General features: G+C 41.8%; 21 protein-coding genes. 13 read left to right on the top strand and 8 right to left on the bottom strand.

Annotated features, from left to right (window positions below; all coding sequences use genetic code 11):
- Window positions 1–34: 34 nt before the first annotated feature.
- Complete coding sequence (argA, locus tag K358_RS0114805; protein WP_027697547.1) at window positions 35–1372, bottom strand: amino-acid N-acetyltransferase; 1338 nt, start codon at window positions 1370–1372, stop codon at window positions 35–37.
- A 396-nt stretch (window positions 1373–1768) separates the two neighbouring features.
- Here argA and mltA point away from each other — a divergent pair, with 396 nt between their 5' ends.
- The 3 genes from mltA to csdE all read left to right on the top strand — a co-directional run bounded on the left by mltA (window position 1769) and on the right by csdE (window position 4462).
- The gene (mltA, locus tag K358_RS0114795; protein WP_027697545.1) at window positions 1769–2851 is read left to right on the top strand and encodes a murein transglycosylase A; all 1083 of its coding nucleotides are present in this window, start codon (window positions 1769–1771) and stop codon (window positions 2849–2851) included.
- Between the two features lie 184 nt (window positions 2852–3035).
- A complete protein-coding gene (tcdA, locus tag K358_RS0114790; RefSeq protein WP_027697544.1) occupies window positions 3036–3839 on the top strand; it encodes a tRNA cyclic N6-threonylcarbamoyladenosine(37) synthase TcdA in 804 nt (267 codons plus the stop codon).
- 206 nt (window positions 3840–4045) lie between these two features.
- On the top strand, window positions 4046–4462 hold the full coding sequence (csdE, locus tag K358_RS0114785; protein ID WP_027697543.1) for a cysteine desulfurase sulfur acceptor subunit CsdE: 417 nt from the start codon (window positions 4046–4048) through the stop codon (window positions 4460–4462).
- A gap of 176 nt (window positions 4463–4638) precedes the next feature.
- On the opposite strand, the gene K358_RS0114780 is transcribed toward csdE, so the two are convergent.
- The 7 genes from K358_RS0114780 to K358_RS0114750 all read right to left on the bottom strand — a co-directional run bounded on the left by K358_RS0114780 (window position 4639) and on the right by K358_RS0114750 (window position 11844).
- The gene (locus K358_RS0114780; RefSeq protein ID WP_027697542.1) at window positions 4639–5868 is read right to left on the bottom strand and encodes an aminotransferase class V-fold PLP-dependent enzyme; all 1230 of its coding nucleotides are present in this window, start codon (window positions 5866–5868) and stop codon (window positions 4639–4641) included.
- A 112-nt stretch (window positions 5869–5980) separates the two neighbouring features.
- Entirely contained in the window at window positions 5981–6868 is an 888-nt protein-coding gene (locus tag K358_RS0114775; RefSeq protein ID WP_027697541.1) for a 2-dehydropantoate 2-reductase, read from the bottom strand.
- A gap of 133 nt (window positions 6869–7001) precedes the next feature.
- Entirely contained in the window at window positions 7002–7817 is an 816-nt protein-coding gene (locus K358_RS0114770) for a nucleoside-specific channel-forming Tsx family protein (RefSeq protein ID WP_027697540.1), read from the bottom strand.
- A 266-nt stretch (window positions 7818–8083) separates the two neighbouring features.
- On the bottom strand, window positions 8084–9427 hold the full coding sequence (locus tag K358_RS0114765) for an AmpG family muropeptide MFS transporter (RefSeq protein WP_027697539.1): 1344 nt from the start codon (window positions 9425–9427) through the stop codon (window positions 8084–8086).
- Window positions 9428–9551: 124 nt separating this feature from the next.
- Window positions 9552–10094 (bottom strand): peptidylprolyl isomerase, encoded by a 543-nt coding sequence (locus K358_RS0114760; RefSeq protein ID WP_038150252.1) that lies wholly within the window; start codon window positions 10092–10094, stop codon window positions 9552–9554.
- On the bottom strand, window positions 10094–10669 hold the full coding sequence (locus K358_RS0114755) for a YajG family lipoprotein (protein WP_027697537.1): 576 nt from the start codon (window positions 10667–10669) through the stop codon (window positions 10094–10096). Before K358_RS0114755 ends, K358_RS0114760 begins: the two co-directional genes overlap by 1 nt.
- A gap of 11 nt (window positions 10670–10680) precedes the next feature.
- Entirely contained in the window at window positions 10681–11844 is a 1164-nt protein-coding gene (locus K358_RS0114750; protein WP_027697536.1) for a methyltransferase, read from the bottom strand.
- Between the two features lie 434 nt (window positions 11845–12278).
- Between K358_RS0114750 and bolA the strand changes: the two genes are divergently transcribed.
- The 10 genes from bolA (at window position 12279) to dinB (ending at window position 21462) form a co-directional block, all read left to right on the top strand.
- Window positions 12279–12587: a transcriptional regulator BolA gene (gene bolA / locus K358_RS0114745; RefSeq protein WP_027697535.1), complete on the top strand. Its 309-nt coding sequence runs from the start codon at window positions 12279–12281 to the stop codon at window positions 12585–12587.
- 366 nt (window positions 12588–12953) lie between these two features.
- Window positions 12954–14294 carry a Na(+)-translocating NADH-quinone reductase subunit A gene (locus K358_RS0114740; protein WP_027697534.1) on the top strand — a complete coding sequence of 447 codons (1341 nt, stop codon included), beginning with the start codon at window positions 12954–12956 and terminating at the stop codon, window positions 14292–14294.
- Window positions 14295–14297: 3 nt separating this feature from the next.
- Window positions 14298–15542, top strand: coding sequence for an NADH:ubiquinone reductase (Na(+)-transporting) subunit B (locus K358_RS0114735; protein WP_027697533.1), 1245 nt, complete (start codon window positions 14298–14300; stop codon window positions 15540–15542).
- Window positions 15532–16302 carry a Na(+)-translocating NADH-quinone reductase subunit C gene (locus K358_RS0114730; RefSeq protein WP_027697532.1) on the top strand — a complete coding sequence of 257 codons (771 nt, stop codon included), beginning with the start codon at window positions 15532–15534 and terminating at the stop codon, window positions 16300–16302. The genes K358_RS0114735 and K358_RS0114730 overlap by 11 nt, the downstream gene beginning before the upstream one ends.
- Window positions 16302–16931, top strand: coding sequence for an NADH:ubiquinone reductase (Na(+)-transporting) subunit D (locus tag K358_RS0114725; protein ID WP_027697531.1), 630 nt, complete (start codon window positions 16302–16304; stop codon window positions 16929–16931). The genes K358_RS0114730 and K358_RS0114725 overlap by 1 nt, the downstream gene beginning before the upstream one ends.
- 5 nt (window positions 16932–16936) lie before the next feature.
- Window positions 16937–17533, top strand: coding sequence for an NADH:ubiquinone reductase (Na(+)-transporting) subunit E (nqrE, locus tag K358_RS0114720; protein WP_027697530.1), 597 nt, complete (start codon window positions 16937–16939; stop codon window positions 17531–17533).
- A gap of 30 nt (window positions 17534–17563) precedes the next feature.
- Complete coding sequence (gene nqrF, locus K358_RS0114715; RefSeq protein WP_027697529.1) at window positions 17564–18790, top strand: NADH:ubiquinone reductase (Na(+)-transporting) subunit F; 1227 nt, start codon at window positions 17564–17566, stop codon at window positions 18788–18790.
- Window positions 18791–18942: 152 nt separating this feature from the next.
- Window positions 18943–19974, top strand: coding sequence for an FAD:protein FMN transferase (locus tag K358_RS0114710; RefSeq protein WP_038150317.1), 1032 nt, complete (start codon window positions 18943–18945; stop codon window positions 19972–19974).
- Window positions 19975–19986: 12 nt separating this feature from the next.
- A complete protein-coding gene (nqrM, locus tag K358_RS0114705; protein ID WP_027697527.1) occupies window positions 19987–20220 on the top strand; it encodes a (Na+)-NQR maturation NqrM in 234 nt (77 codons plus the stop codon).
- A gap of 183 nt (window positions 20221–20403) precedes the next feature.
- Complete coding sequence (gene dinB, locus K358_RS0114700; RefSeq protein ID WP_027697526.1) at window positions 20404–21462, top strand: DNA polymerase IV; 1059 nt, start codon at window positions 20404–20406, stop codon at window positions 21460–21462.
- The last annotated feature ends 21 nt before the right edge of the window (window positions 21463–21483 follow it).

The following is a 21483-nucleotide window of genomic DNA, read 5'->3' as shown; positions in this document are numbered from 1 at the left end:
CAGCGAATCTAGGAACTAGCCCCTAGAAACCTATTTATATTTTCAACACCAATATCTTCGATTTACGCTGGTAGTTATATAAACCGCGCTTTTCCATTGGTAGTGAGTCTACGCCGACTTCTTCAAAACCTTGCTCGCGAAACCAGTGTAGGCTGTGGGTAGTTAACACAAACAGCTTATTGATGCCCATATTTTTGGCTTCTTGGCTCATATGTTTTAACAGCATCACGCCACGGTCGCCATCGCGATAATCAGGGTGAACCGCTACACAGGCCATCTCAGCCATTTTATCTTCGATATACGGATAAAGCGCCGCGCAGCCGATGATTAAGCGATCTTTCTCGATAATGGTGAATTGGTGAATTTCCTGTTCGAGTTGCTCACGTGAGCGGCGTACTAAAATGCCTTGTTCTTCCAAAGGCTGAATTAAATCAAGAATACCGCCAATATCATGGATCTGTGCATTGCGAGTTTGTTCGGCACTCGCCATCACTACTTGAGTACCTATACCATCAAAAGAAAATAGCTCTTGCAGTAGTGCACCATCTTCTTTGTAGCTAACCAAATGACAGCGTGGTACGCCAGCGCGACAAGCGGTTAATGCACCACGTAAAAATCGGAAAGTACCGCTGGTGTAGCCACTTTCGGTATCTTGTTTTTGTTCTATTTCTTGCAATAGTGTTTCTGCGCAGCTAGGGAAGAGTTCAGGGATCACTCGACCATCTTGCGCTAAGATCCCTTGCTCAGAACAAAAGCCAATCAGCTTATAAGCTTTCAATCGAATCGCCGTTTGAGTGGCGACATCTTCATACATCAAGTTAAAGCTTTCACCCGTCACTGAACTGGCAATCGGGCCAACCACTACAATAGAACCCATATCCAACATGCGATTAATAGCATCACTATCGATACGCCTTACTTTACCACTGTGACAATAATCGACCCCATCATCGATGCCTAATGGCTGGGCGATCACGAAATTACCACTGACTACGTTGAGTTGAGTACCTTGCATAGGGGTATTGTTTAAGCTCATAGAAAGGCGAGCCGTTAAAGCCAGTTGTAACCGTCCAGCCGCTTGCATTGCAAGGTTTAAAGCCGATTCATTGGTGACTCGAATGCCTTTATGATATTGCGATTCACAATGGTTACTTTGTAAGTTGTCATTGATTTGCGGACGTGCGCCATAAACCAACACAATACGCACACCTAGACTGTGTAATAGCGCGATGTCATTAATGATGTTATCGAAATTAGCATCGGTAAACACTTCGCCACCGAGCATAAAGACCATGGTTTTGCCGCGGTGCGCATTCAGGTAGGGGGCAGATTGACGGAATCCTTTAACTAAAGCTGTACTACGTAACTTCACAACACCTACTCCTTGGTTTGTTATTTATACCCAAGTGACTCCAAGATACTGAAACTCGCATCTTTGCAGTTACTTAGGTATATAAATAGTGACTAATAATTCACTTGGTGGCAATAACTATTTATTTAATGTCATTGGTGAATTTATCGTTATTAATAATGACCGGGAATTTGTTGAAAAGCTGACAAAGATTTTGACCTCATCTGTATGCTTTTTGTTTGCTGTTTTTTCTATTGAAGTCTTTATGTTGAAATATGTTTCAATAGGTGGTTTTTGACTTGTGTGGCATGATGATCTTTGTCATTCTTCGGTCGTTTCTTTTTATCTAATTGGTGATTTTTCGTGTTTAATTCGCTTGTTGTTTCTCGTTCATTTTTTTCTTTTCAGGCCAAGCCCATTTTGACTCGTACTTTAATGTTGACTTCAGCGTTAATCTTATTTGGTTGTGCTCAACCGACTGAGCGTGGGCAGCAATATTTGGATGGTAAATTAGATACTACTTTAGAGCATGTTGATAAGATTGAGACTGATTCACCACGAGATTTTAATACCTTTGCAGCACAAGCTGAAAAGGTAGAAGAAACATCCCCATCGTTAAAAGCTAAATACCAAAACTTATATGCGCAATTAAAAGTGTGGGCGCAAGAAAGTGGTGATACGAGTGAGTTAGCTAAATATGGCGTGAATGTTGAACAATTGGCGGGTGGGGATAAAAAGGGCAATATCCTGTTTACTGGTTATTTCTCTCCTGTAATTGAAATGCGCCACACACCAGATCATTTATTCAAATACCCAGTTTATGCCAAACCTCAATGTGGTTCAGTATGTCCTACTCGCGCGCAAATCTATGACGGTGCACTAGAAGGAAAAGGTTTAGTGCTTGGTTATGCATCGAACATGATCGACCCATTTTTGATGGAAGTTCAAGGCAGTGGTTTTGTTCATTATGCGGATAACGATGAATTAGACTACTTTGCTTATGCTGGCAAGAATAACCACCCTTATGTGAGTATTGGTCGAATTCTGATTGAGCGCGGCTTGATTCCGAAAGAAAAAATGTCGATGAAAGCGATCAAAGAATGGGTGGCGGAAAATGATAGTGAAACCGTACAGGAAGTATTAGAACAAAACCCTTCTTATGTATTCTTTGATCGTCAAGCGACGGCTGATGTAGTAGGGGCGGCGGGCATTCCTTTATTACCAATGGCATCAGTTGCTGGAGACCGCAGTATTTTCCCAATGGGAACCCCAATTCTAGCCGAAGTCCCTCTACTGGATGCCAATGGCAAATGGACAGGCGTTCATGTGCTTAAACTGCTGATCGTTCTTGATACCGGCGGTGCAGTGAAAGGTGGTCATTTAGATTTATATCATGGCATGGGCGCACGTTCCGGTATTGCTGCTGGCCACTATCGACACTTTGGCCGTGTGTGGAAGTTAGACTTAACCGCGCCACCGTTGCAGATTCCAGCGAATTAAGAGCGAAGCTCGAAGCTCGGGCGTTTCACTGCTCGTTGCTCGACAACGGTAACGGGCGTGTTTTAATCTTTTTCGAGAAACGAGAAACGAGAAACGAGAAACGAGAAGCGAAGCGCTCTAGCTCCGCGTATCCTTATCCTCTATAATACGCGCTCTTTTTGATCGCGTTAATCTAAGGTTTACCATGAATACTCTTCCTCCTGCTTCTGATAGCTACAACCAACGCTTTGGCGGCACACGTCGTCTGTATGGTAATAGTGAAGTGGATATCTTGCGCGCCGCTCATGTTTGCGTGGTGGGTATTGGCGGGGTAGGTTCATGGGCGGTTGAAGCATTGGCTCGTACTGGTGTCGGTGAATTAACCTTGATCGATATGGATGATGTTTGTGTTACCAACATCAATCGTCAAATTCACGCCTTAAATGGTACGGTTGGACAGAGTAAAATTGAAGTGATGGCTGAGCGCGTTGCTTTGATTAATCCTGAATGCAAAGTTAACTTGGTGGATGATTTCATTACGCCTGACAATGTTAGCCAGTACATCGGTAAAGACTTTGATTACGTGTTAGATGCGATTGATAGCATTAAGCCGAAAGCCGCTTTATTAGCTTATTGTCGTAGTAATAAGATCAAAGTGATCACCACTGGCGGCGCGGGTGGTCAAGTCGACCCGACGCAAATTCAAATTGCTGATTTAACCAAAACGATTCAAGATCCATTAGCGAAAAAATTAAAAGATACGCTGCGACGTCATCATAATTTTAGCAAGAATCCGCAACGTAAATTCGGTATTGATTGCGTTTTCTCAACTGAGCATCTGAAATACCCTCAAGCAGATGGTAGTGTATGTGCGACTAAATCCACCGCTGAAGGCCCAAAACGTATGGATTGCGCCAGCGGTTTTGGTGCTGCGACGGTAGTGACAGCTACTTTTGGATTTGTGGCGGTATCGAGAATTGTTGAGAAGTTGATTCAGAAGTATAAATAGTTCCTAGTTCTTAGAAGATCGACTCTCGTGGCTCGGGCGCTTCGCTTCTCGTATATCGAAAAGCGGTCTGTGGTAGTTGACAGGTTAGCTAATCACATTAAAACTCACTTCGAGCAACGAGCAACGAGCAACGAGCAACGAGCAACGAGCAACGAGCAACGAGCAACGAGCAACGAGCAACGAGCAACGAGCAACGAGACCCCATTATGACTCACCCATTTGGCAGCACCATTACTACAGAGACGATCATAGAAACCATGTCTGGCTTTTCAAGTTGGGAAGATCGCTATCGTCAAGTGATCATGTGGGGAAAATTACTGCCTAAAATGGATGATGCGTTAAAGCAAGAACAGCTTCTTGTTTCAGGTTGTGAGAGTAAAGTATGGCTAGTGTCGGAATTTGATGGCGAACGTTGGCACTTTCAAATTGATTCAGATGCACGAATTGTGCGCGGTTTAATTGCTTTGGTGTTGGCGGCTTTTCATTTGAAAACCACTGCTGAGATTAACGCTTTCGATACACAAGCCTATTTTGCACAATTGGGGCTGATTGATCATTTAAGCCCATCACGTGGTAATGGGCTTAAAGCAATTGTTGAGCAAATTCAGCAATTAGTTGAGTAATACCAATCTCACTAATTATCTGATCATTCTTACTTGTGAAAAGCCTCGATAACTGCGTTATAAATTTTGATTGTAGAGCAACTACTTATCGAAATTTATGTCTTGTTCTCAAGGCTTTTTCCTTAGCAATCTCTGCTCAGCTAATTAATTTGATTGGTATAAATGAATCGATGAAATTAAAGCAGGTCGATAGCTTTATTTAGGCCTGCCAAAAACATCTCAATATCTTTATCATTGTTATAAATCCCCAAAGAAACTCTCACCGTTCCGTTGATTCCCAATGCGTCCATTAGTGGATGCGCACAATGATGACCGGAACGTACTGCAATGCCTTGTTGATCGAGTAGTGTTGCAATATCGTTGTGATGAATATCTTCACCATCAAGCTGTAAGGTAAAACTCACCACGCTGGCATTTGATTGTAAGCCAACAATATTTAGGCCATCAATGTGGTCTAACCCTGAAACGAGTTGCTTGAGTAGTTGTTGATAGTGAGCTTCTACTTGTGGTTTATCAAATTGATTTAGCCATTCAATCGCGGTAGTTAAAGCTATTGCTCCTGCCACATTTGGAGTACCAGCTTCAAACTTTCCTGGTAGTGCAGAATAAGAAGTTTGCTCAAAGCTCACCTTCTCTACCATTTTACCACCGCCATGCCACACTGGCATTGATTCTAAAATGGACTGCTTACCATATAATGCGCCGATTCCAGTCGGGGCGTAGAGTTTGTGCCCAGAAAAAACATAGAAATCACAGTCTAGTGCTTGAACATCAACGCTCTCATGCACAATGCCTTGCGCGCCATCAATTACACAAATCGCATTAAATTGGTGAGCAAGTTGAATGATGTCCTCAATAGGCTGGCGAGTCGCGGTGACATTGGTAATGTGTGCCGCGGCAACAATTTTGGTCTTTTCACTTAAAAGCGCTTGGTAGGCTTGCATATCCCATTGGCAGTCTGAGGTCATTGGCACTTTAACTACTTTAGCACCGGTTTGTTGGGAGGCGATCTGCCACGGCACGATATTGGCGTGGTGCTCCATTTCTCCAACCAAAATTTCATCACTGGCTTGTAAAATGCTACGAGCATAGGTTTGAGCGATTAAGTTTATCGCTTCAGTTGCCCCGCGAGTCCAAATGATTTCTTTACTCGAATTAGCATTGATAAAGCGTTGTACACATTCACGCGCTTGCTCAAATTGAGTGGTTGCTTGCGCCGTTAAGCTGTGACTACCACGATGCACGTTGGCATTTTGCTTGGCGTAATAGTGACTAATTGCATCAATCACACATTGAGGTTTTTGTGTGGTCGCGGCGCTATCAAGGTAAACCATTGGCGTATCATTATTAAGAAAAGGGAACTGCTGGCGAATCGCCTGAATGTCAAAGTGAGTCGAAGAAGACATTAAATAAACCTGTTACGTCAATGAAGTGGGCGAAGTATAGAACATATTAGAATGGGCTTAAACTTTTCTCGCAACTCGCAACTCGCAACTCGCAACTCGCAACAGCTACGCCTTACTCTTCTAATTGTTTCACTTTCTGAAATAGCCGTTGATGGTTTGGAACTTCAATACCATAGCGTTGTGCTTGTTTGATTAGAAATTCGGTGATGAAATCAATTTCAGTGGTGCGCTGGTGGTGAATATCCTGATGCATGGATGAAAAGTTATCGCCAGTGGCAAGCATCACTTGTTTAATGGTAGTGGATAATTCGCTTAACGATGGGCTTTGTCCAGCTGCTTGCATTACCTGATGGCACTCATTAATTAAGTTATCAACTTCTGTCTGGTATTGAGGTTGAAGCAATTCACCGTTCTTGCATTGGTAGATCGCGGTCATCGGGTTGATAACACAATTGATGGCTAATTTTTTCCATAGTGCGTCATTAATTTGGTTGTGCCACATTACTTTAGGGAGGGCGGAATCTAACACCTGAATGATGGATTCTAGTTGAGCTGTTAACTTCTCTGTCTCTCGATATGCCCCAATCAAGGTTTGACCAATGCCGGTATGTTTTACTTGTTGTGAGCTTGGCTTAAAAGCGGCTTGAGTAGTGGTGGCTAAAAATAAAGGGTGCTGATTCCACTGATCGCTAAGTTGGTCAAGTGCCCCCATGCCATTGTGAAGAAAGATAAGCGGTATGTTGGAAGCTAAGTAGTCAAACAAAGGTTCTATGGCTTGTTTTACCTGAGTGGATTTCACTGTGATGATAATTGTTTGGCAAGTGCTGAGTTGAGTTAGGTCATTGGCGGGAATCTCGAACTCCGCTTGTTCATCAAGTGCAATCGCAATGGAACGTTGTGAGTGATCGCGGGTGATCGCAAGTACATCGTGACCAGCTTGCTTCAGTTTAGTTGCCCATAGTGAACCTAGTGCGCCAATGCCAACGATGCCAATCTTCATTCGTTTTCCGTTTCTATTTTGTATATAGGAGTTTTAGTTTATCGCAAATAGTAAAATGGCGCAGACTGAATATTCAATCTGCGCCATAAGTAGCTTAGCAATAGTTTAAATCAAGCAACTAAGTTGCCAGTGATTAGAACTTGTAAGTTACGTCGAAGTAGTGAGATACACCTGTCGATTCTAGAGCGTTAGTGTCTTTGATACCGTAGACATTATAGTAAGCTTTTAAGCCATAGCCCACAGCAAAGCGTTCACTATGCCAGTATAGACCGTTAAACCAAGCACCGCCGTTTGAGGCAGTTGAATACTTATCTTTCATACCAAATTGGTAATCGATGTAGCCTTGGTATGATAAGAATGAACCATTGCTGAATGAGTAGAAAGGCTTGAACCAGTTTGTTGAAACCTGGTAACCATTCCAGTCGTTCTTGTTTGAATCGTAAGTAGCGTAAAGGTTAAGACCCATCTTGCCAAACCAAGGCATGTTGATATCAGAGCCTAGACCGATTTTTTGTGTGTTAACACCAAAAGTTGTATCACGACCACCATCCCATTCAAACAGTGAAGCAACGTAAAGTTCTTGCACTGGGCCAAATGATAGATCGTAGCCAGTCATTGCATCAATTGACATACGAGGAGCAAATTTCATAAAGATTTTATCTTTTTGTCCATTTGCTTTATCTGTATCGTCAGAATCATCATTACTTAATAGGTTAAAGATATCGACATAACCGTATAAGTCAAAGATACCAGAGCGGCCGCCAAATTCCATTTCTAAGTAATCATGAGCGTTAGAGCCAGAACTAGCTTCCGGTTTTTCTCCAACAGAATACATTAGGTTAAAGTTGAGAAACTTATAGTCATTCTTATGAATGTCATCTGAGTAGTCTGCAGCTAAAACAGGCGTTGACGCAGCAACAAGACTAAGAGCTAAAAGTGTTTTACGCATGAGTAGGGCTCTCTTTTAATCTAAGTTAATTTATAGGTACACCGATTAATGGTGTGGGCTTTAAGTGGCGCAGATAATAACGGTTTCAATCTCATTTGTAAGTGATAAAACCTGCAAACCTAAATATTTATTGTGATGGTGGTCACACTGGAGAGATCTTTGATGGAACTAGTTGCTGAAAGCTGTACAGATCTTTGAGTTTAGAACAAAAAAACGCCAAGGCAACCGCTTGCCTTGGCATTTTTCATGTTTTCGAGTAGGGGAAGTTATTGTTGGTTACGCGCTTTTTCCAGTAAATCGTGGAAATAATGACGCAATGTATACAGCATAATTAAACTTGGGATTACCATTATCGCGGTGACAACAAAAAACAGCGGCCAGCTATTTAAGCTATCAGCTAACTCTCCACTGAATGAGGCTAAGGTAGTACGGCCAAAATTGCCTAATGATGCCAGTAATGCATACTGAGTTGCTGAGAATGCTTGTCCGGTTAGTACCGTTAAGAAAGACACAAACGCTACTGTTGAAAATGCAGTAGTGAAGTTATCGACTAATACAGTCGCAAGCAATAGGTGCTCATTTGGGCCAACCGAGGCAATCCAAGCGAACATTAAGTTACTGCTTGCCATGGCTATACCACCTATCATTAACCCTTTCACGATACCAAAGCGAACGTTAAACATACTGCCAACAAAGGTAAACAACATGGTTGCGCCCCAGCCGATCAGTTTGGAGTATTCACCGATTTGTTCGTTGCTAAAGCCGATTTCTTTATAAAAGACGATCGACATGCGACCAAGAAATGCTTCACCGATTTTGAATAGGAAAACGAACAGTAATAAAGTGACCGCAACCCCCACGCCATTGCGACGGAAGAAATCCAGGAAAGGTTCAACTACGGTTACCGTAAGCCAAGCCGCCACTTTTGAGTTGACGACTTTTGCATGTCGTTTTTCTGCTTGATGTTGCAGTTGATCACGCTGTGTTTCCGGTTCACCAGTCAGTAAAGTAAACAGCATTAAGAGTACGATCACTAAAGTCATGCCGTAGTAGACCGCGTTCCAGCCATAAGCATCGGCATTGGAAAAAGCGAGGTAACCGGGAAGAGAATAGCCAGTCCACCAACCAATCACGGCCATTGCTGAGGCTTGTGGGAGTTTGCTGTTATTACTCTTAGGGAAGCTATCGATACGAAAAGCATCGATGGCAATATCTTGAGTGGCTGAAGCGGTTGAGATCGCTAATGCGAATGCAGAAATTAGAATTAAGTTATTAGTTGGGTTTAGACCAGCTAAGAAGAAGGTGCAGACCAGCATGATGATTTGGCATAAAAAGATCCAACTACGTCGCTGGCCTAGCCATTTGTGTAGCAGTGGGATTTTCACTCGGTCGATGAGCGGAGCCCACAAAAAGTTAATCGCATAAACTGCAAAAACAGCACCAAAATAACCAATGGTTGCACGGTTTAGGCCTGCATCGGCTAGCCAACCAGACATGTTTGAGCCAATTAATACCCAAGGAAAACCACTCGAACAACCTAACATGAATACCCACAATAAACGCTTATCTAAGTAGGTTTGTATGGTTGCCTTCCAAGTCATAGAGGCCATGAATTTCTCCTTGGTTGTACTCGGCTATGCAAATAAAAAAGGTAAATAAATTACTGCAGCATAGAAAAATCAGCCATCAAGTTAAGATGGCTGAACAGGTTATTGTATTTATTATGGATAAGGGTTACTTCACCGTTACTTTAGTGATGAAAATCGGTGTAACGGGTATGTCTTTCATCATGCCTAGTGAGCGAGTTGGTTTTTGACCCATAGCTCTTACAACATCAAAACCTTCTGTGACTTTACCAAATACAGCATAGCCAGCAGAGTTACGTGAGAAGTTTAAAAAGTCGTTATCGTTCAGGTTGATGAAAAACTGACGAGTGGCTGAATTCGGGTTATTAGTACGCGCCATTGCTACGGTTGCGGTTAAGTTTTCAAGTCCGTTGCTGGCTTCATTACGAATAGGTGCATAGCTTGAACGTTCATTCATGTCTTTATCAAAACCACCACCTTGCGCCATAAAGCCAGGAATGACACGGTGAAATTGAGTGCCTACATAGCTGCCATCGTTAACGTATTTTAGAAAGTTTTCTACTGTAATAGGTGCTTGTTTTTGGTTCAGTTCAATAGTGAAGTTACCAATGGTGGTTTCAAACTCAACGCTTGGCGCTGCAAAGCTTGTTGCACTAAATAGCATCAGTAATCCAAATAAGATCTTTTTCATTAAAAGTTACCTTTCATATATTTTGTCAATTCTGAATCTTTGGCAATGGTAGTCAATACACGGCTTGATACGCGGTTAATTACTTCTTCGACATCGGTTTTATCAGCAGTAAATGAGCCTGATTTGGTGCCTGAACCGGTATAGGTTCGAACGAACTTACCATTTGGTGTTTCGGCGGTGATTTTCAGAGTCACTTTACCTTCGATATCGTATTTCATTGGCGATTGGTTAACAGTCGCGAGTGCATCAACAACTTGTACATTAACAATGTTGTTGCTGTTTTTAGTCATAGTGAAGCCTTGCGAGAAGAACTGTTGATAAACTGCTGCTTCATAGGCTTTACGCACATTTTGTTTTGCGTGCATAGGTTGAGCTTGTTCTTCGTCATCATGCTTGATTACGGCAATAAATTGCGCACTGCGGATATCTTGGCTAGTGAGTGTAAAGGCTAAACCATCAGCCACTTTACTTGAGCTAAGTGTTGAAGATGGCGTGAGGTTTATCAAATCAGTCTGAGAAACACTGGCACAAGCCGTTAACACCAAAGCGGCGCATAACATAATCAGCTTTTTCATCTTATATATCCTTATTTAGTATTCGGTTTTTTATTTAAATCGTTGTTTTTTATTGCTTCTATAATGACGAATTTATTATTTTCCGCCACTATTGTCACTTGTTGATCGCCAAACAAGCGCGATAACTTGGTTGGATATTCTAAGTGTCGATTCCCTACGACCAGCAATTTACCATTATGGTTCAATGCATCTTTGGCATCGCAAAACATTTGCCAAGCGATATGATCGGTAATGGTGTTGTTTTGATGGAAAGGAGGGTTACACAATACAAGATAACTACTGTTGTCTTTCATACCATCTAAACAGTTATTAGCGATAACTTGAATGTTTCTATCTGGGCCGAGGTTCTTTTCTAAATTCTTTTGTGCTGAGGCAACCGCCATAAAGCTTTCATCAATACTGGTGATTCTCGCTTGAGGGTTAAGTTGACCGGCTTTGATCGATAACACACCGTTACCACAACCAAGATCAATGATGTGTCGTAATTCTTCATCGACCGGAATATGTTCTAGCATGAATCTTGCGCCGAGATCTAAGCTTTCACCTGAATAGACATTGGCATAGTTAGATAAGACGATATCTTCATTGTCTACTTGCCATTCACATTCTGCTGGTACTGGAATGATGGGGTGGCAATTGGCTTTTGAGAACACTAAGCGATGTTTCTTCCAAGCCAGTGAGGTTTTGGTTTCTCCTAAGTGTTTCTCAAACAAATTGAGGGTAGAGGTATGGATTTCTTTGGCTTTATTTACCCCAATCACTGGGCATTCTTCCGAAATGGAATTACGTAATTGAGATAGTTGCCAAGTTAGTAAGCGATTACTTTTTGGGAGTTGCATTAATACCAAATCAACTTGCTGAGGGATCGCTTGCAAGCAATTTAAAAACTGGATTTTAGGACATTTATTTCGCTGTAAATTTCTCAGAGTACCTTTGTGGGAAATAAATGAATCACTCATCATGGTGACGTTATGTTGTGCTGAAAACCAACATGAGAGCGCACCAAAGTGGTCGTTGAGGATGAGGATGTTTTGACCTGCAGGGAGAACCATTTCTTCTACATGATTAATCAAATATTCATCGCCAGCATCCCAAGCTTGTAATGTTTCATTGGCACGTTTAGGGAAGCGGGATAAGGCTAAGGTCCGGTCATGTAATGTTAATTCAGTCTTCATACTTTATCTTTATTCTGTGTCTTAAGGCACTTCAGGTGTTGTATTGTCGCAGAAGGTGTTTGAACAAGATAGTAGAAACATAGTTATACCCAAGTAATTTCAAGATGCAGAATTCAGAGCTATCATTTAAACCTTTAGGCAAGGAAGATTGGCGAAGGAATGTAAGCACCTTTCAAACCAATCTGACGCGGCATAAAGGTTTGAATGAAGCTCCCGAAGGGCAAGTTAAAACAAGCTTTATGCGGCGTTAAATGGAACAGAAATAGAGTAACTATGATCATGTTCAATTTGCCTTGCCTAAAGCTTGTTTTATTCTTGCTGAAACTCGCATCTTGAAGTCACTTGGGTATATGAATGTCATGGTTACATTAATTCCATTGAGCTTTGAACCGTTTTCATGGCATCTTGAAAGAAATAATTAGAAGGTGAGTAATATGATTCAAGATCTAATCGAAAGAAAACTACAAGCGGCTTTTAATCCTATTCATTTAGACGTTCAAAACGAAAGCTATATGCATAACGTACCACCGGGTTCTGAAAGCCATTTTAAAGTGGTAGTGGTGAGTGAACAATTTGAAGATAAAAAATTGATAGCTCGCCATCGTGCGATTAATGCAGCGCTCAGCGATGAGCTAGAGAATCATATTCATGCTCTATCGATTCATGCTTATACTCAATTGGAATGGCAGCAGGTGAGTGGGGCTGTACCAAAATCACCAAAATGCGCGGGTGGCGGTAAATAAATACCGAAGATTGAGGTTAATCCTTGCTCTCATTAGGGAATAGCCTCATTCGATGAGAACATTATTCTGAATAAATGAATAACGATAATTGTGGTGTGCTTCAAATATATACAATTTTGTATTTAATCCCGTTAACTTAGCTGTAAAAAAATAGCTGAATACCCCTAATGAGAATGGCAAGGCATTCATAAAAGATGCTAGAATACGCCACCTAGAAGAGCTTATTGATAAAATTAGGCCTTTTTATATGGATGTTGCGACTCTGCTTTTTACTTAAAAATCAGAGGCGGACACAAAAAAGTCGTGTCTTTAAGTTACGCAATTAAAAGAATCTTATTTCCTTAAAATAAAGTAGTGCAAGCGCGTATGATTACAATAAAAAAGGGCTTGGATCTTCCTATTGCTGGAGTTCCTGCTCAGGTGATTAATGATGGTAAGTCCATCAAAACAGTCGCCTTGCTTGGCGAAGAGTACGTGGGCATGCGTCCAACAATGCATGTTCGCGTTGATGATGAAGTGAAAAAGGGTCAAGTTCTTTTTGTAGATAAAAAGAACCCTGGCGTTCAATACACTTCACCTGCAAGCGGTAAAGTTATCGAAGTAAATCGTGGTGCAAAACGTGTTCTTCAATCTGTTGTGATTGAAGTTTCAGGTAATGACCAAGTGACTTTCGAAAGCTACACTGCCGATCAACTAGTAAAACTTGACCGTGAAGTGGTTAAGACCCAACTTGTTGAATCTGGTATGTGGACTGCATTGCGAACTCGTCCGTTCAGCAAGGTTCCAGCAATCGATTCGACCACTCAGGCGATCTTTGTTACTGCAATGGATACTAATCCACTAGCAGCAGATCCTGCCGTGATTATTAATGAGCAAGCAGAAGCCTTTACAGCAGGTCTTGATCTTCTATCTGTATTAACAGATGGCAAGGTATACGTATGTAAAGCATCAACAACATTGCCACAATCTTCTCAATCTAATGTAGAAGAACATGTGTTTGCCGGTGTTCACCCAGCTGGTTTAGCGGGAACTCACATGCATCACTTGTACCCAGTGAGCCTAGAAAATGTTGCTTGGAGCTTAAACTACCAAGACGTTATCGCGTTCGGTAAGCTATTCCTTACTGGTGAAATTTACACTGATCGTGTGGTTTCATTGGCGGGTCCTGCAATCAAAGAGCCTCGCTTAGTTCGCACTAGCATTGGTGCAAACCTAGATGATTTAACTGAAGGTGAGATTTTACCGGGCGAAGCTCGTGTAATTTCTGGTTCAGTGTTATCAGGTACTGCAGCATCAGGTCCTCATGCTTACCTTGGTCGTTACCATACACAAGTATCTGTTCTTCATGAAGGTCGTGAAAAAGAGCTCTTCGGTTGGGCAATGCCTGGCGCGCACAAGTTCTCTGTGACTCGTTCTTTCTTAAGCCACTTATTCCCAAACCGTGTGTTCAATATGACCACTACGACAAATGGTAGTGACCGTTCTATGGTGCCAATTGGTAACTATGAGCGTGTAATGCCATTAGATATCGAACCAACATTGTTGCTTCGTGATATCTGTGCTGGGGATTCTGATAGCGCACAACGTTTAGGCGTTTTAGAGCTGGATGAAGAAGATTTGGCGTTATGTACCTTTGTATGTCCTGGCAAATATGAATATGGCGATTTACTTCGCGATTGCCTAGACAAGATCGAGAAGGAAGGTTAATTCATGGGCCTTAAGAAATTTATAGAAGATATTGAACCGCATTTTGAACCTGGCGGGAAACATGAGCGTTGGTTTGCTTTATATGAAGCAGCTGCAACGCTATTTTACACCCCAGGTACTGTAACAAAACGCAGTTCTCATGTCCGTGATAGCGTTGATTTAAAACGTATTATGATCATGGTTTGGCTAGCGGTATTCCCAGCAATGTTCTGGGGTATGTACAATACTGGCCATCAAGCGATTGTCGCACTTAACCACATGTATTCTGGTGAGCAACTTGCCACAATCATTTCTGGTGATTGGCACTACTGGCTAACTGAAATGCTCGGTGGCACACTAACCGACCAAGCCGGTTGGGGCAGTATGATGCTGCTTGGTGCAACGTACTTCCTACCTATCTACGCAGTTGTTTTCGCAGTAGGTGGTTTCTGGGAAGTATTGTTCTGTATGATTCGTAAGCATGAAGTTAACGAAGGTTTCTTTGTTACTTCTATCTTGTTTGCGCTAATCGTGCCGCCAACACTACCACTATGGCAAGCTGCGTTAGGTATCACTTTCGGTGTTGTTGTCGCTAAAGAAATCTTTGGTGGTACTGGTCGTAACTTCCTAAATCCAGCATTGGCTGGCCGTGCATTCCTATTCTTTGCATACCCTGCGCAAATTTCTGGTGATGCAGTTTGGACCGCGGCAGATGGCTTCTCTGGTGCGACGGCGCTTAGCCAGTGGGCACAAGGTGGTCACGGGGCACTAGTGAATACAGTAACTGGTCATTCAATTTCTTGGATGGATGCATTCATCGGTAATATCCCAGGTTCTATGGGTGAGGTTTCTACCTTAGCTCTAATCCTTGGCGGTTTGATGATCGTTTATATGCGAATCGCATCATGGCGTATCATTGCGGGTGTAATGATTGGTATGGCTGCTGTAGCAACAATGCTTAACCTTATCGGTTCAGATACTAACCCAATGTTTGCTATGCCTTGGTACTGGCACCTTGTACTAGGTGGTTTTGCGTTTGGTATGATCTTCATGGCGACAGACCCAGTATCTGCATCATTTACTAATAAAGGTAAGTGGGCGTATGGTGCTTTAATCGGTGTGATGTGTGTATTAATCCGTGTAGTTAACCCTGCCTATCCTGAAGGTATGATGCTAGCGATTTTATTCGCTAACCTCTTTGCTCCGTTGTTTGATTATTTTGTCGTTGAAAAGAACGTCAAAAGGAGACTAGCTCGCTATGGCAAATAAAGATTCCATTAAAGGTACCCTAGTTACCGTTATTGCTCTGAGCCTTGTGTGTTCAGTTGTAGTATCAACGGCAGCAGTACTGTTAAAACCAAAACAAGTAGCAAATGCTAAACTTGATGTTCAAAGCAACATCGTAGCGGTTGCTGGTTTTGATGCGAAAAATGCAGACGAAATCCAATCTATCTACCATGAAAGCATTGAACCTCGTTTAATTGACTTCTCTACTGGAGAATTTGTAGAAGGTGACGCAACTCAATATGACATGCGTGCTGCAGCAAAAGATCCAAGTCAATCAACTAAGTTACCGGCTGATGAAGATATCGCTAAAATTATGCGTCTTCCGAATAAAGGCTTGGTTTACTTAGTAAAAGACGGCGAGCAAGTTAAAGAAGTTATTTTACCAATTAATGGTACTGGCCTTTGGTCTATGATGTATGCATTCGTTGCCGTGCAAACCGACGGTAATACAGTAAGTGACATCACATTCTATGAACAAGGTGAGACTCCGGGACTTGGTGGTGAAGTAGAAAACCCTAAATGGCGTGCTCAATTTGAAGGTAAGAAATTGTTTGATGAAAACAACCAGCCTGCAATTAAGATCGTAAAAGGTGGAGCACCTGAAGGATCTGAACATGGTATCGATGGTTTGTCTGGCGCAACGCTAACAAGTAATGGTGTTCAGAACATTTTCGACTTCTGGTTAAGTGATAAGGCCTACGGTCCTTTCTTAGCTAAAGTACGAGCAGGAGAACTGAACTAATGAGTGCAAAAGACTTAAGAAAATCTATTGTTTCTCCAGTGTTAGATAACAACCCGATTGCACTACAGGTGCTAGGTGTTTGTTCTGCATTGGCAGTAACAACTAAGTTGGAAACCGCATTTGTTATGACATTAGCTGTAATGTTTGTAACCGCATTTTCTAACTTGTTCGTATCTCTAATGCGTAATCACATTCCTAACAGTGTTCGTATTATTGTACAAATGGCGATTATCGCATCGTTAGTAATCGTGGTAGATCAGGTATTACGTGCATACTTCTTCGATATTTCGAAGCAGCTATCGGTATTCGTTGGTTTGATCATTACTAACTGTATCGTAATGGGTCGTGCTGAAGCATTTGCAATGAAAGAAGCACCATTTCCGTCATTTATTGATGGTATTGCGAATGGTCTAGGCTACGGCTTTGTATTGATCGTAGTGGGCTTCTTCCGTGAACTTCTAGGTTCAGGTAGTATCTTTGGTATGCAAGTATTGCCTTTAATTTCAGACGGTGGTTGGTATCAGCCAAACGGTATGATGTTACTTGCGCCTTCTGCATTCTTCATCATTGGTTTCTTAATTTGGGTTATCCGTACAATGAAACCAGAACAAGTAGAAGCTAAGGAGTAATCGCAGTGGAACATTATATTAGCTTAATGGTTCGTTCGATCTTCATTGAGAACATGGCACTGTCTTTCTTCTTAGGCATGTGTACGTTCCTAGCGGTATCGAAAAAAGTAAAAACCTCTATCGGTCTAGGTATTGCAGTTGTTGTTGTATTGACGGTAGCGGTACCAGTAAACAACTTGGTTTATACCTATATTTTGAAAGAAGATGCTTTAGTTAAAGGAGTGGATTTAAGCTTCTTAAACTTCATCACTTTCATCGGTGTTATTGCTGCATTAGTACAGATTTTGGAAATGGTGCTTGACCGTTTTTTCCCACCTTTGTACAACGCATTAGGTATTTTCCTACCGTTGATTACGGTTAACTGTGCCATCTTTGGTGGTGTGTCGTTCATGGTTCAACGTGACTATAACTTCACAGAATCAATTGTGTATGGTTTTGGTTCAGGTCTAGGCTGGATGTTAGCTATCGTTGCGTTAGCAGGTATCCGTGAGAAGATGAAATATTCAGATGTACCTCCAGGTCTACGTGGTCTAGGTATTACTTTCATCACGGCGGGTCTTATGGCGTTAGGCTTTATGTCTTTCTCTGGTATTCAACTGTAGGGTAAACGCCCAATAAATAAGGAATAGTCAATGGACATTATTCTTCTTGGCGTCGTGATGTTTACTCTGATCGTTCTGGCTTTAGTTTTAGTAATTTTATTTGCTAAATCGAAGTTGGTTCCAGACGGTGACATTACGATTTCCGTAAATGGCGATCCTGAGAAAGCCATTGTAACTGGTGCTGGTAGCAAATTACTTAATGCACTATCAAGCTCTGGCATCTTCGTGTCTTCAGCTTGTGGTGGCGGTGGCTCTTGTGGCCAGTGTCGCGTTAAAATTAAATCTGGCGGTGGTGATATTCTACCAACAGAATTGGATCATATATCTAAAGGCGAAGCCCGCGAAGGTGAACGTTTAGCTTGTCAAGTGAACGTGAAAACTGACATGGAAATTGAATTGCCTGAAGAAATCTTTGGTGTGAAAAAATGGGAATGTGAAGTTATTTCTAACAATAACGAAGCAACCTTTATCAAAGAATTTAAGATTGCGATCCCTGATGGTGAATCTGTACCATTCCGTGCAGGTGGCTACATTCAGATTGAAGCACCACCCCATCATATTAAGTACTCTGATTTCGATATTCCTGAAGAATATCGTGCTGATTGGGATAAGTTTAATTTATTCCGCTATGAGTCAAAAGTCGAAGAAGAAACCATCCGAGCATACTCGATGGCAAACTATCCAGAAGAAGAAGGTATTATTCTGCTGAATGTGCGTATCGCTACGCCGCCGCCTAATAATCCTGATGTACCGCCAGGTATCATGTCTTCTTACATTTGGTCTCTGAAACCAGGCGATAAGTGTACAATTTCAGGTCCATTTGGTGAGTTCTTCGCGAAAGATACTGATGCGGAAATGGTGTTTGTTGGTGGTGGTGCTGGTATGGCTCCAATGCGTTCACACATTTTTGATCAGCTTAAGCGTCTGAAGTCTAAGCGTAAGATGACCTTCTGGTATGGTGCTCGTTCTAAGCGTGAAATGTTCTACGTAGAAGACTTTGATGGTCTAGCTGCTGAGAATGATAACTTTGAATGGCACTGTGCATTGTCTGATCCTCTTCCAGAAGATAACTGGGAGGGTAAGACTGGCTTTATCCACAATGTTCTATACGAGAGCTACTTGAAAGATCATGAAGCTCCAGAAGATTGTGAATACTACATGTGTGGTCCACCAATGATGAACGCAGCCGTTATCGGATTGTTGAAAGATCTTGGTGTGGAAGATGAAAACATTCTATTGGATGATTTCGGAGGCTAATCACTAAGCCTCTGACAACAATGGCTGACTTGCTTAAGTCAGCCATTGTTTTTTAGAATCATTAGAAATGGATAGATTAGCAACGTATTTATCTCTGATTTCTAATGTTTTTTATTAATACCTCTTAAAGGAGTAAGCAAGTGAAATTACGAATGATTCAACTTGCTAAGTCAGTTCAAACTTGGCTTTTTATCATTGTTTCTGGTTTATTGTTAACTGGTTGTTCTAAGCCAGCAGAGCAAGTGCACTTATCAGGCCCTACTATGGGAACTGGCTATAATATTAAGTACATTGTTCAAGATGAGCAGCCAAAGCCTGACGTTTTACAAAAAGAAATCGACAAAGTGCTGGAAAAGGTCAACGATGAAATGTCGACCTACAGAGAGGACTCTGAATTAAGTCGCTTTAACCAGCATACTAGCAATGAACCTTTTCCAGTATCGAGTGATACCGCGGCGGTAGTACGTGAAGCATTACGTATTAATAAGCTGACTGAAGGTGCAATGGATGTAACGGTTGGACCTATTGTCAACCTCTGGGGCTTTGGACCTGAAGATCGTCCTGACGTAGTGCCAACACCTGAAATGCTATCTGAGCGTCGCAAAGTGACGGGTATTGAACACCTAAGCGAAACCGGTGATGCATTAATCAAAGATATTCCAGAGTTGTATGTTGATTTATCAAGTATTGCGAAAGGCCGTGGTACCGATGAAGTGGCAGAATATTTAGAATCTGTAGGTATTCATAATTACATGGTGGAAGTGGGCGGTGAAATTCGCGTTAAAGGTAAGAACCGTGATGGTGTACCATGGCGTATCGCGGTAGAAAAGCCGGTAGTAAATCAACGTTCAGTTGAGAATATTATCGAGCCAGGGGATATGGCGATTGCCACTTCAGGTGACTATCGTAACTATTTTGAAGAAAATGGTGTTCGCTACTCACATATTATTAATCCGAAGACAGGTAACCCGATTAGTAATAAAGTGGTTTCAGTGACGGTTTTGAATTCATCTTGTATGACCGCGGATGGTTTATCGACTGGCTTGATGGTATTGGGTGAAAAAGACGGATTGCGTATTGCCAACCAAAATAATATCCCAGTCTTATACATAGTTAAGACAAAAGATGGTTTTAAAGAACTCAGTTCAGATGCCTTTAAACCGTATTTGAAAGACACACAATAAACGAGGTGCTCTATGGCAACTTATGGAATTACATTCTTAATATTTTTGGCTATCATTGCAGCAATGTCAGTCGGCTACATCTTCCAAAAGAAAGTGGTAAAAGGCAGCTGTGGTGGTTTAGGTGCGGTAGGTGTTGATAAGGTCTGCAATTGCCCTGAGCCGTGTGATGCACGTAAAAAGCGTGAAGCGAGAGCAGCTCTAAGAGCTGAAAAATTAGCGAAATGGGAAAACGAGCGAATCATGTAAAATGGTTTAAGAGCCGTATTTCTATTTTAATGCCCCTTCTTGCAAGAGTTGGGGCATTTTTATTGCTTGGTACTTTTGGGAAATAGCGCTATTATTTGACTGTGTTTTTATACAGTGGTTGTTTCGGTTGTAGTGGCGGCTAGTTATTTTGACGACTAATTATTGTGACGGCGGATTGTGGTGATGGCTGATCGTAAAATTATTCATATTGATATGGACTGCTTTTTTGCTGCAGTGGAAATGAGAGATTTTCCTCAGTACCGCGATATACCACTTGCGGTAGGTGGAAGCAGTAAGCAGCGCGGTGTGATCAGCACTTGTAACTACATAGCGCGTCAATATGGGGTGCGATCAGCGCTATCCACGGCAAAAGCTTATCAACTATGTCCACATTTAACTTTAGTAAATGGACGAATGGATGTTTATCGCCAAGTATCAAAGCAGATCCGAGAAATATTCTCTCGCTATACTTCATTAATTGAACCGCTATCCCTAGATGAAGCCTATTTAGATGTCACCAATAGTAAAATGCTGCATGGTTCGGCAACCTTAATTGCACAAGCTATTCGGGTCGATATTGAACGAGAACTCAATCTCACCGCATCAGCTGGCGTTGCGCCACTCAAATTCTTAGCCAAGATCGCCTCCGATCTCAATAAACCTAATGGTATTACCGTTATTCCACCAGAGAAGGTTCAGCAAACGATTGATGGTTTAGCACTAGAGAAAATTCCGGGAGTTGGCAAGGTAACCATTGAGAAGCTACACCAAGCTGGTTTGTATACCTGTTTGGATGTTAGGCAATCGAATTACCGTGATTTATTAGGTCAATTTGGCTTGCTGGGCGCTTCTTTATGGAAGAAAAGTAATGGCATTGATAATCGTGAAGTGGTGGTTGAACGCAATCGTAAATCGGTAGGGGTTGAAAGGACCTTTAGTGAGAACATTTCAAGCTTTGGTGAGTGTTGGCAGGTTATTGAACAAAAGCTCTACCCAGAATTAGATAAGCGATTACTCAAAGCATCACCATCAAAGGCAATCACCAAACAAGGTATTAAAGTAAAGTTTGCTGATTTTCAACAAACGACCATTGAGCATAATGCTCAGCTATTTAAGCTAGAAGATTATAAAGAATTGCTACAAGAAGTGCTGACTCGTCAAAAGGGACGTGAAATACGTTTGCTTGGGGTGAGTGTGATGTTAAAACCAGAAGAGCTGGAAAGGCAACTGTGTTTGATTTAACGATTCTCGAATGACGAGTCT

Source organism: Vibrio litoralis DSM 17657 (genome assembly GCF_000426765.1).
Classification (GTDB): Bacteria; Pseudomonadota; Gammaproteobacteria; order Enterobacterales; family Vibrionaceae; genus Vibrio; species Vibrio litoralis.
The sequence above is the reverse complement of the archived record's forward strand: the minus strand, read 5'-3'. Positions and strand labels throughout refer to the sequence as shown.

What these genes read in the sequence shown, in the direction of transcription:
- tcdA (WP_027697544.1), top strand. Translation starts at nt 3,036, where the DNA reads ATGAATACTCTTCCTCCTGCTTCTGATAGCTACAACCAACGCTTTGGC.
- K358_RS0114765 (WP_027697539.1), bottom strand. Translation starts at nt 9,427, where the DNA reads ATGGCCTCTATGACTTGGAAGGCAACCATACAAACCTACTTAGATAAG.
- dinB (WP_027697526.1), top strand. Translation starts at nt 20,404, where the DNA reads ATGGCTGATCGTAAAATTATTCATATTGATATGGACTGCTTTTTTGCT.
- K358_RS0114760 (WP_038150252.1), bottom strand. Translation starts at nt 10,094, where the DNA reads ATGAAAAAGATCTTATTTGGATTACTGATGCTATTTAGTGCAACAAGC.
- bolA (WP_027697535.1), top strand. Translation starts at nt 12,279, where the DNA reads ATGATTCAAGATCTAATCGAAAGAAAACTACAAGCGGCTTTTAATCCT.
- K358_RS0114740 (WP_027697534.1), top strand. Translation starts at nt 12,954, where the DNA reads ATGATTACAATAAAAAAGGGCTTGGATCTTCCTATTGCTGGAGTTCCT.
- K358_RS0114770 (WP_027697540.1), bottom strand. Translation starts at nt 7,817, where the DNA reads ATGCGTAAAACACTTTTAGCTCTTAGTCTTGTTGCTGCGTCAACGCCT.
- K358_RS0114775 (WP_027697541.1), bottom strand. Translation starts at nt 6,868, where the DNA reads ATGAAGATTGGCATCGTTGGCATTGGCGCACTAGGTTCACTATGGGCA.
- K358_RS0114735 (WP_027697533.1), top strand. Translation starts at nt 14,298, where the DNA reads ATGGGCCTTAAGAAATTTATAGAAGATATTGAACCGCATTTTGAACCT.
- K358_RS0114710 (WP_038150317.1), top strand. Translation starts at nt 18,943, where the DNA reads ATGATTCAACTTGCTAAGTCAGTTCAAACTTGGCTTTTTATCATTGTT.
- K358_RS0114755 (WP_027697537.1), bottom strand. Translation starts at nt 10,669, where the DNA reads ATGAAAAAGCTGATTATGTTATGCGCCGCTTTGGTGTTAACGGCTTGT.
- nqrM (WP_027697527.1), top strand. Translation starts at nt 19,987, where the DNA reads ATGGCAACTTATGGAATTACATTCTTAATATTTTTGGCTATCATTGCA.
- csdE (WP_027697543.1), top strand. Translation starts at nt 4,046, where the DNA reads ATGACTCACCCATTTGGCAGCACCATTACTACAGAGACGATCATAGAA.
- K358_RS0114750 (WP_027697536.1), bottom strand. Translation starts at nt 11,844, where the DNA reads ATGAAGACTGAATTAACATTACATGACCGGACCTTAGCCTTATCCCGC.
- K358_RS0114730 (WP_027697532.1), top strand. Translation starts at nt 15,532, where the DNA reads ATGGCAAATAAAGATTCCATTAAAGGTACCCTAGTTACCGTTATTGCT.
- nqrF (WP_027697529.1), top strand. Translation starts at nt 17,564, where the DNA reads ATGGACATTATTCTTCTTGGCGTCGTGATGTTTACTCTGATCGTTCTG.
- K358_RS0114725 (WP_027697531.1), top strand. Translation starts at nt 16,302, where the DNA reads ATGAGTGCAAAAGACTTAAGAAAATCTATTGTTTCTCCAGTGTTAGAT.
- K358_RS0114780 (WP_027697542.1), bottom strand. Translation starts at nt 5,868, where the DNA reads ATGTCTTCTTCGACTCACTTTGACATTCAGGCGATTCGCCAGCAGTTC.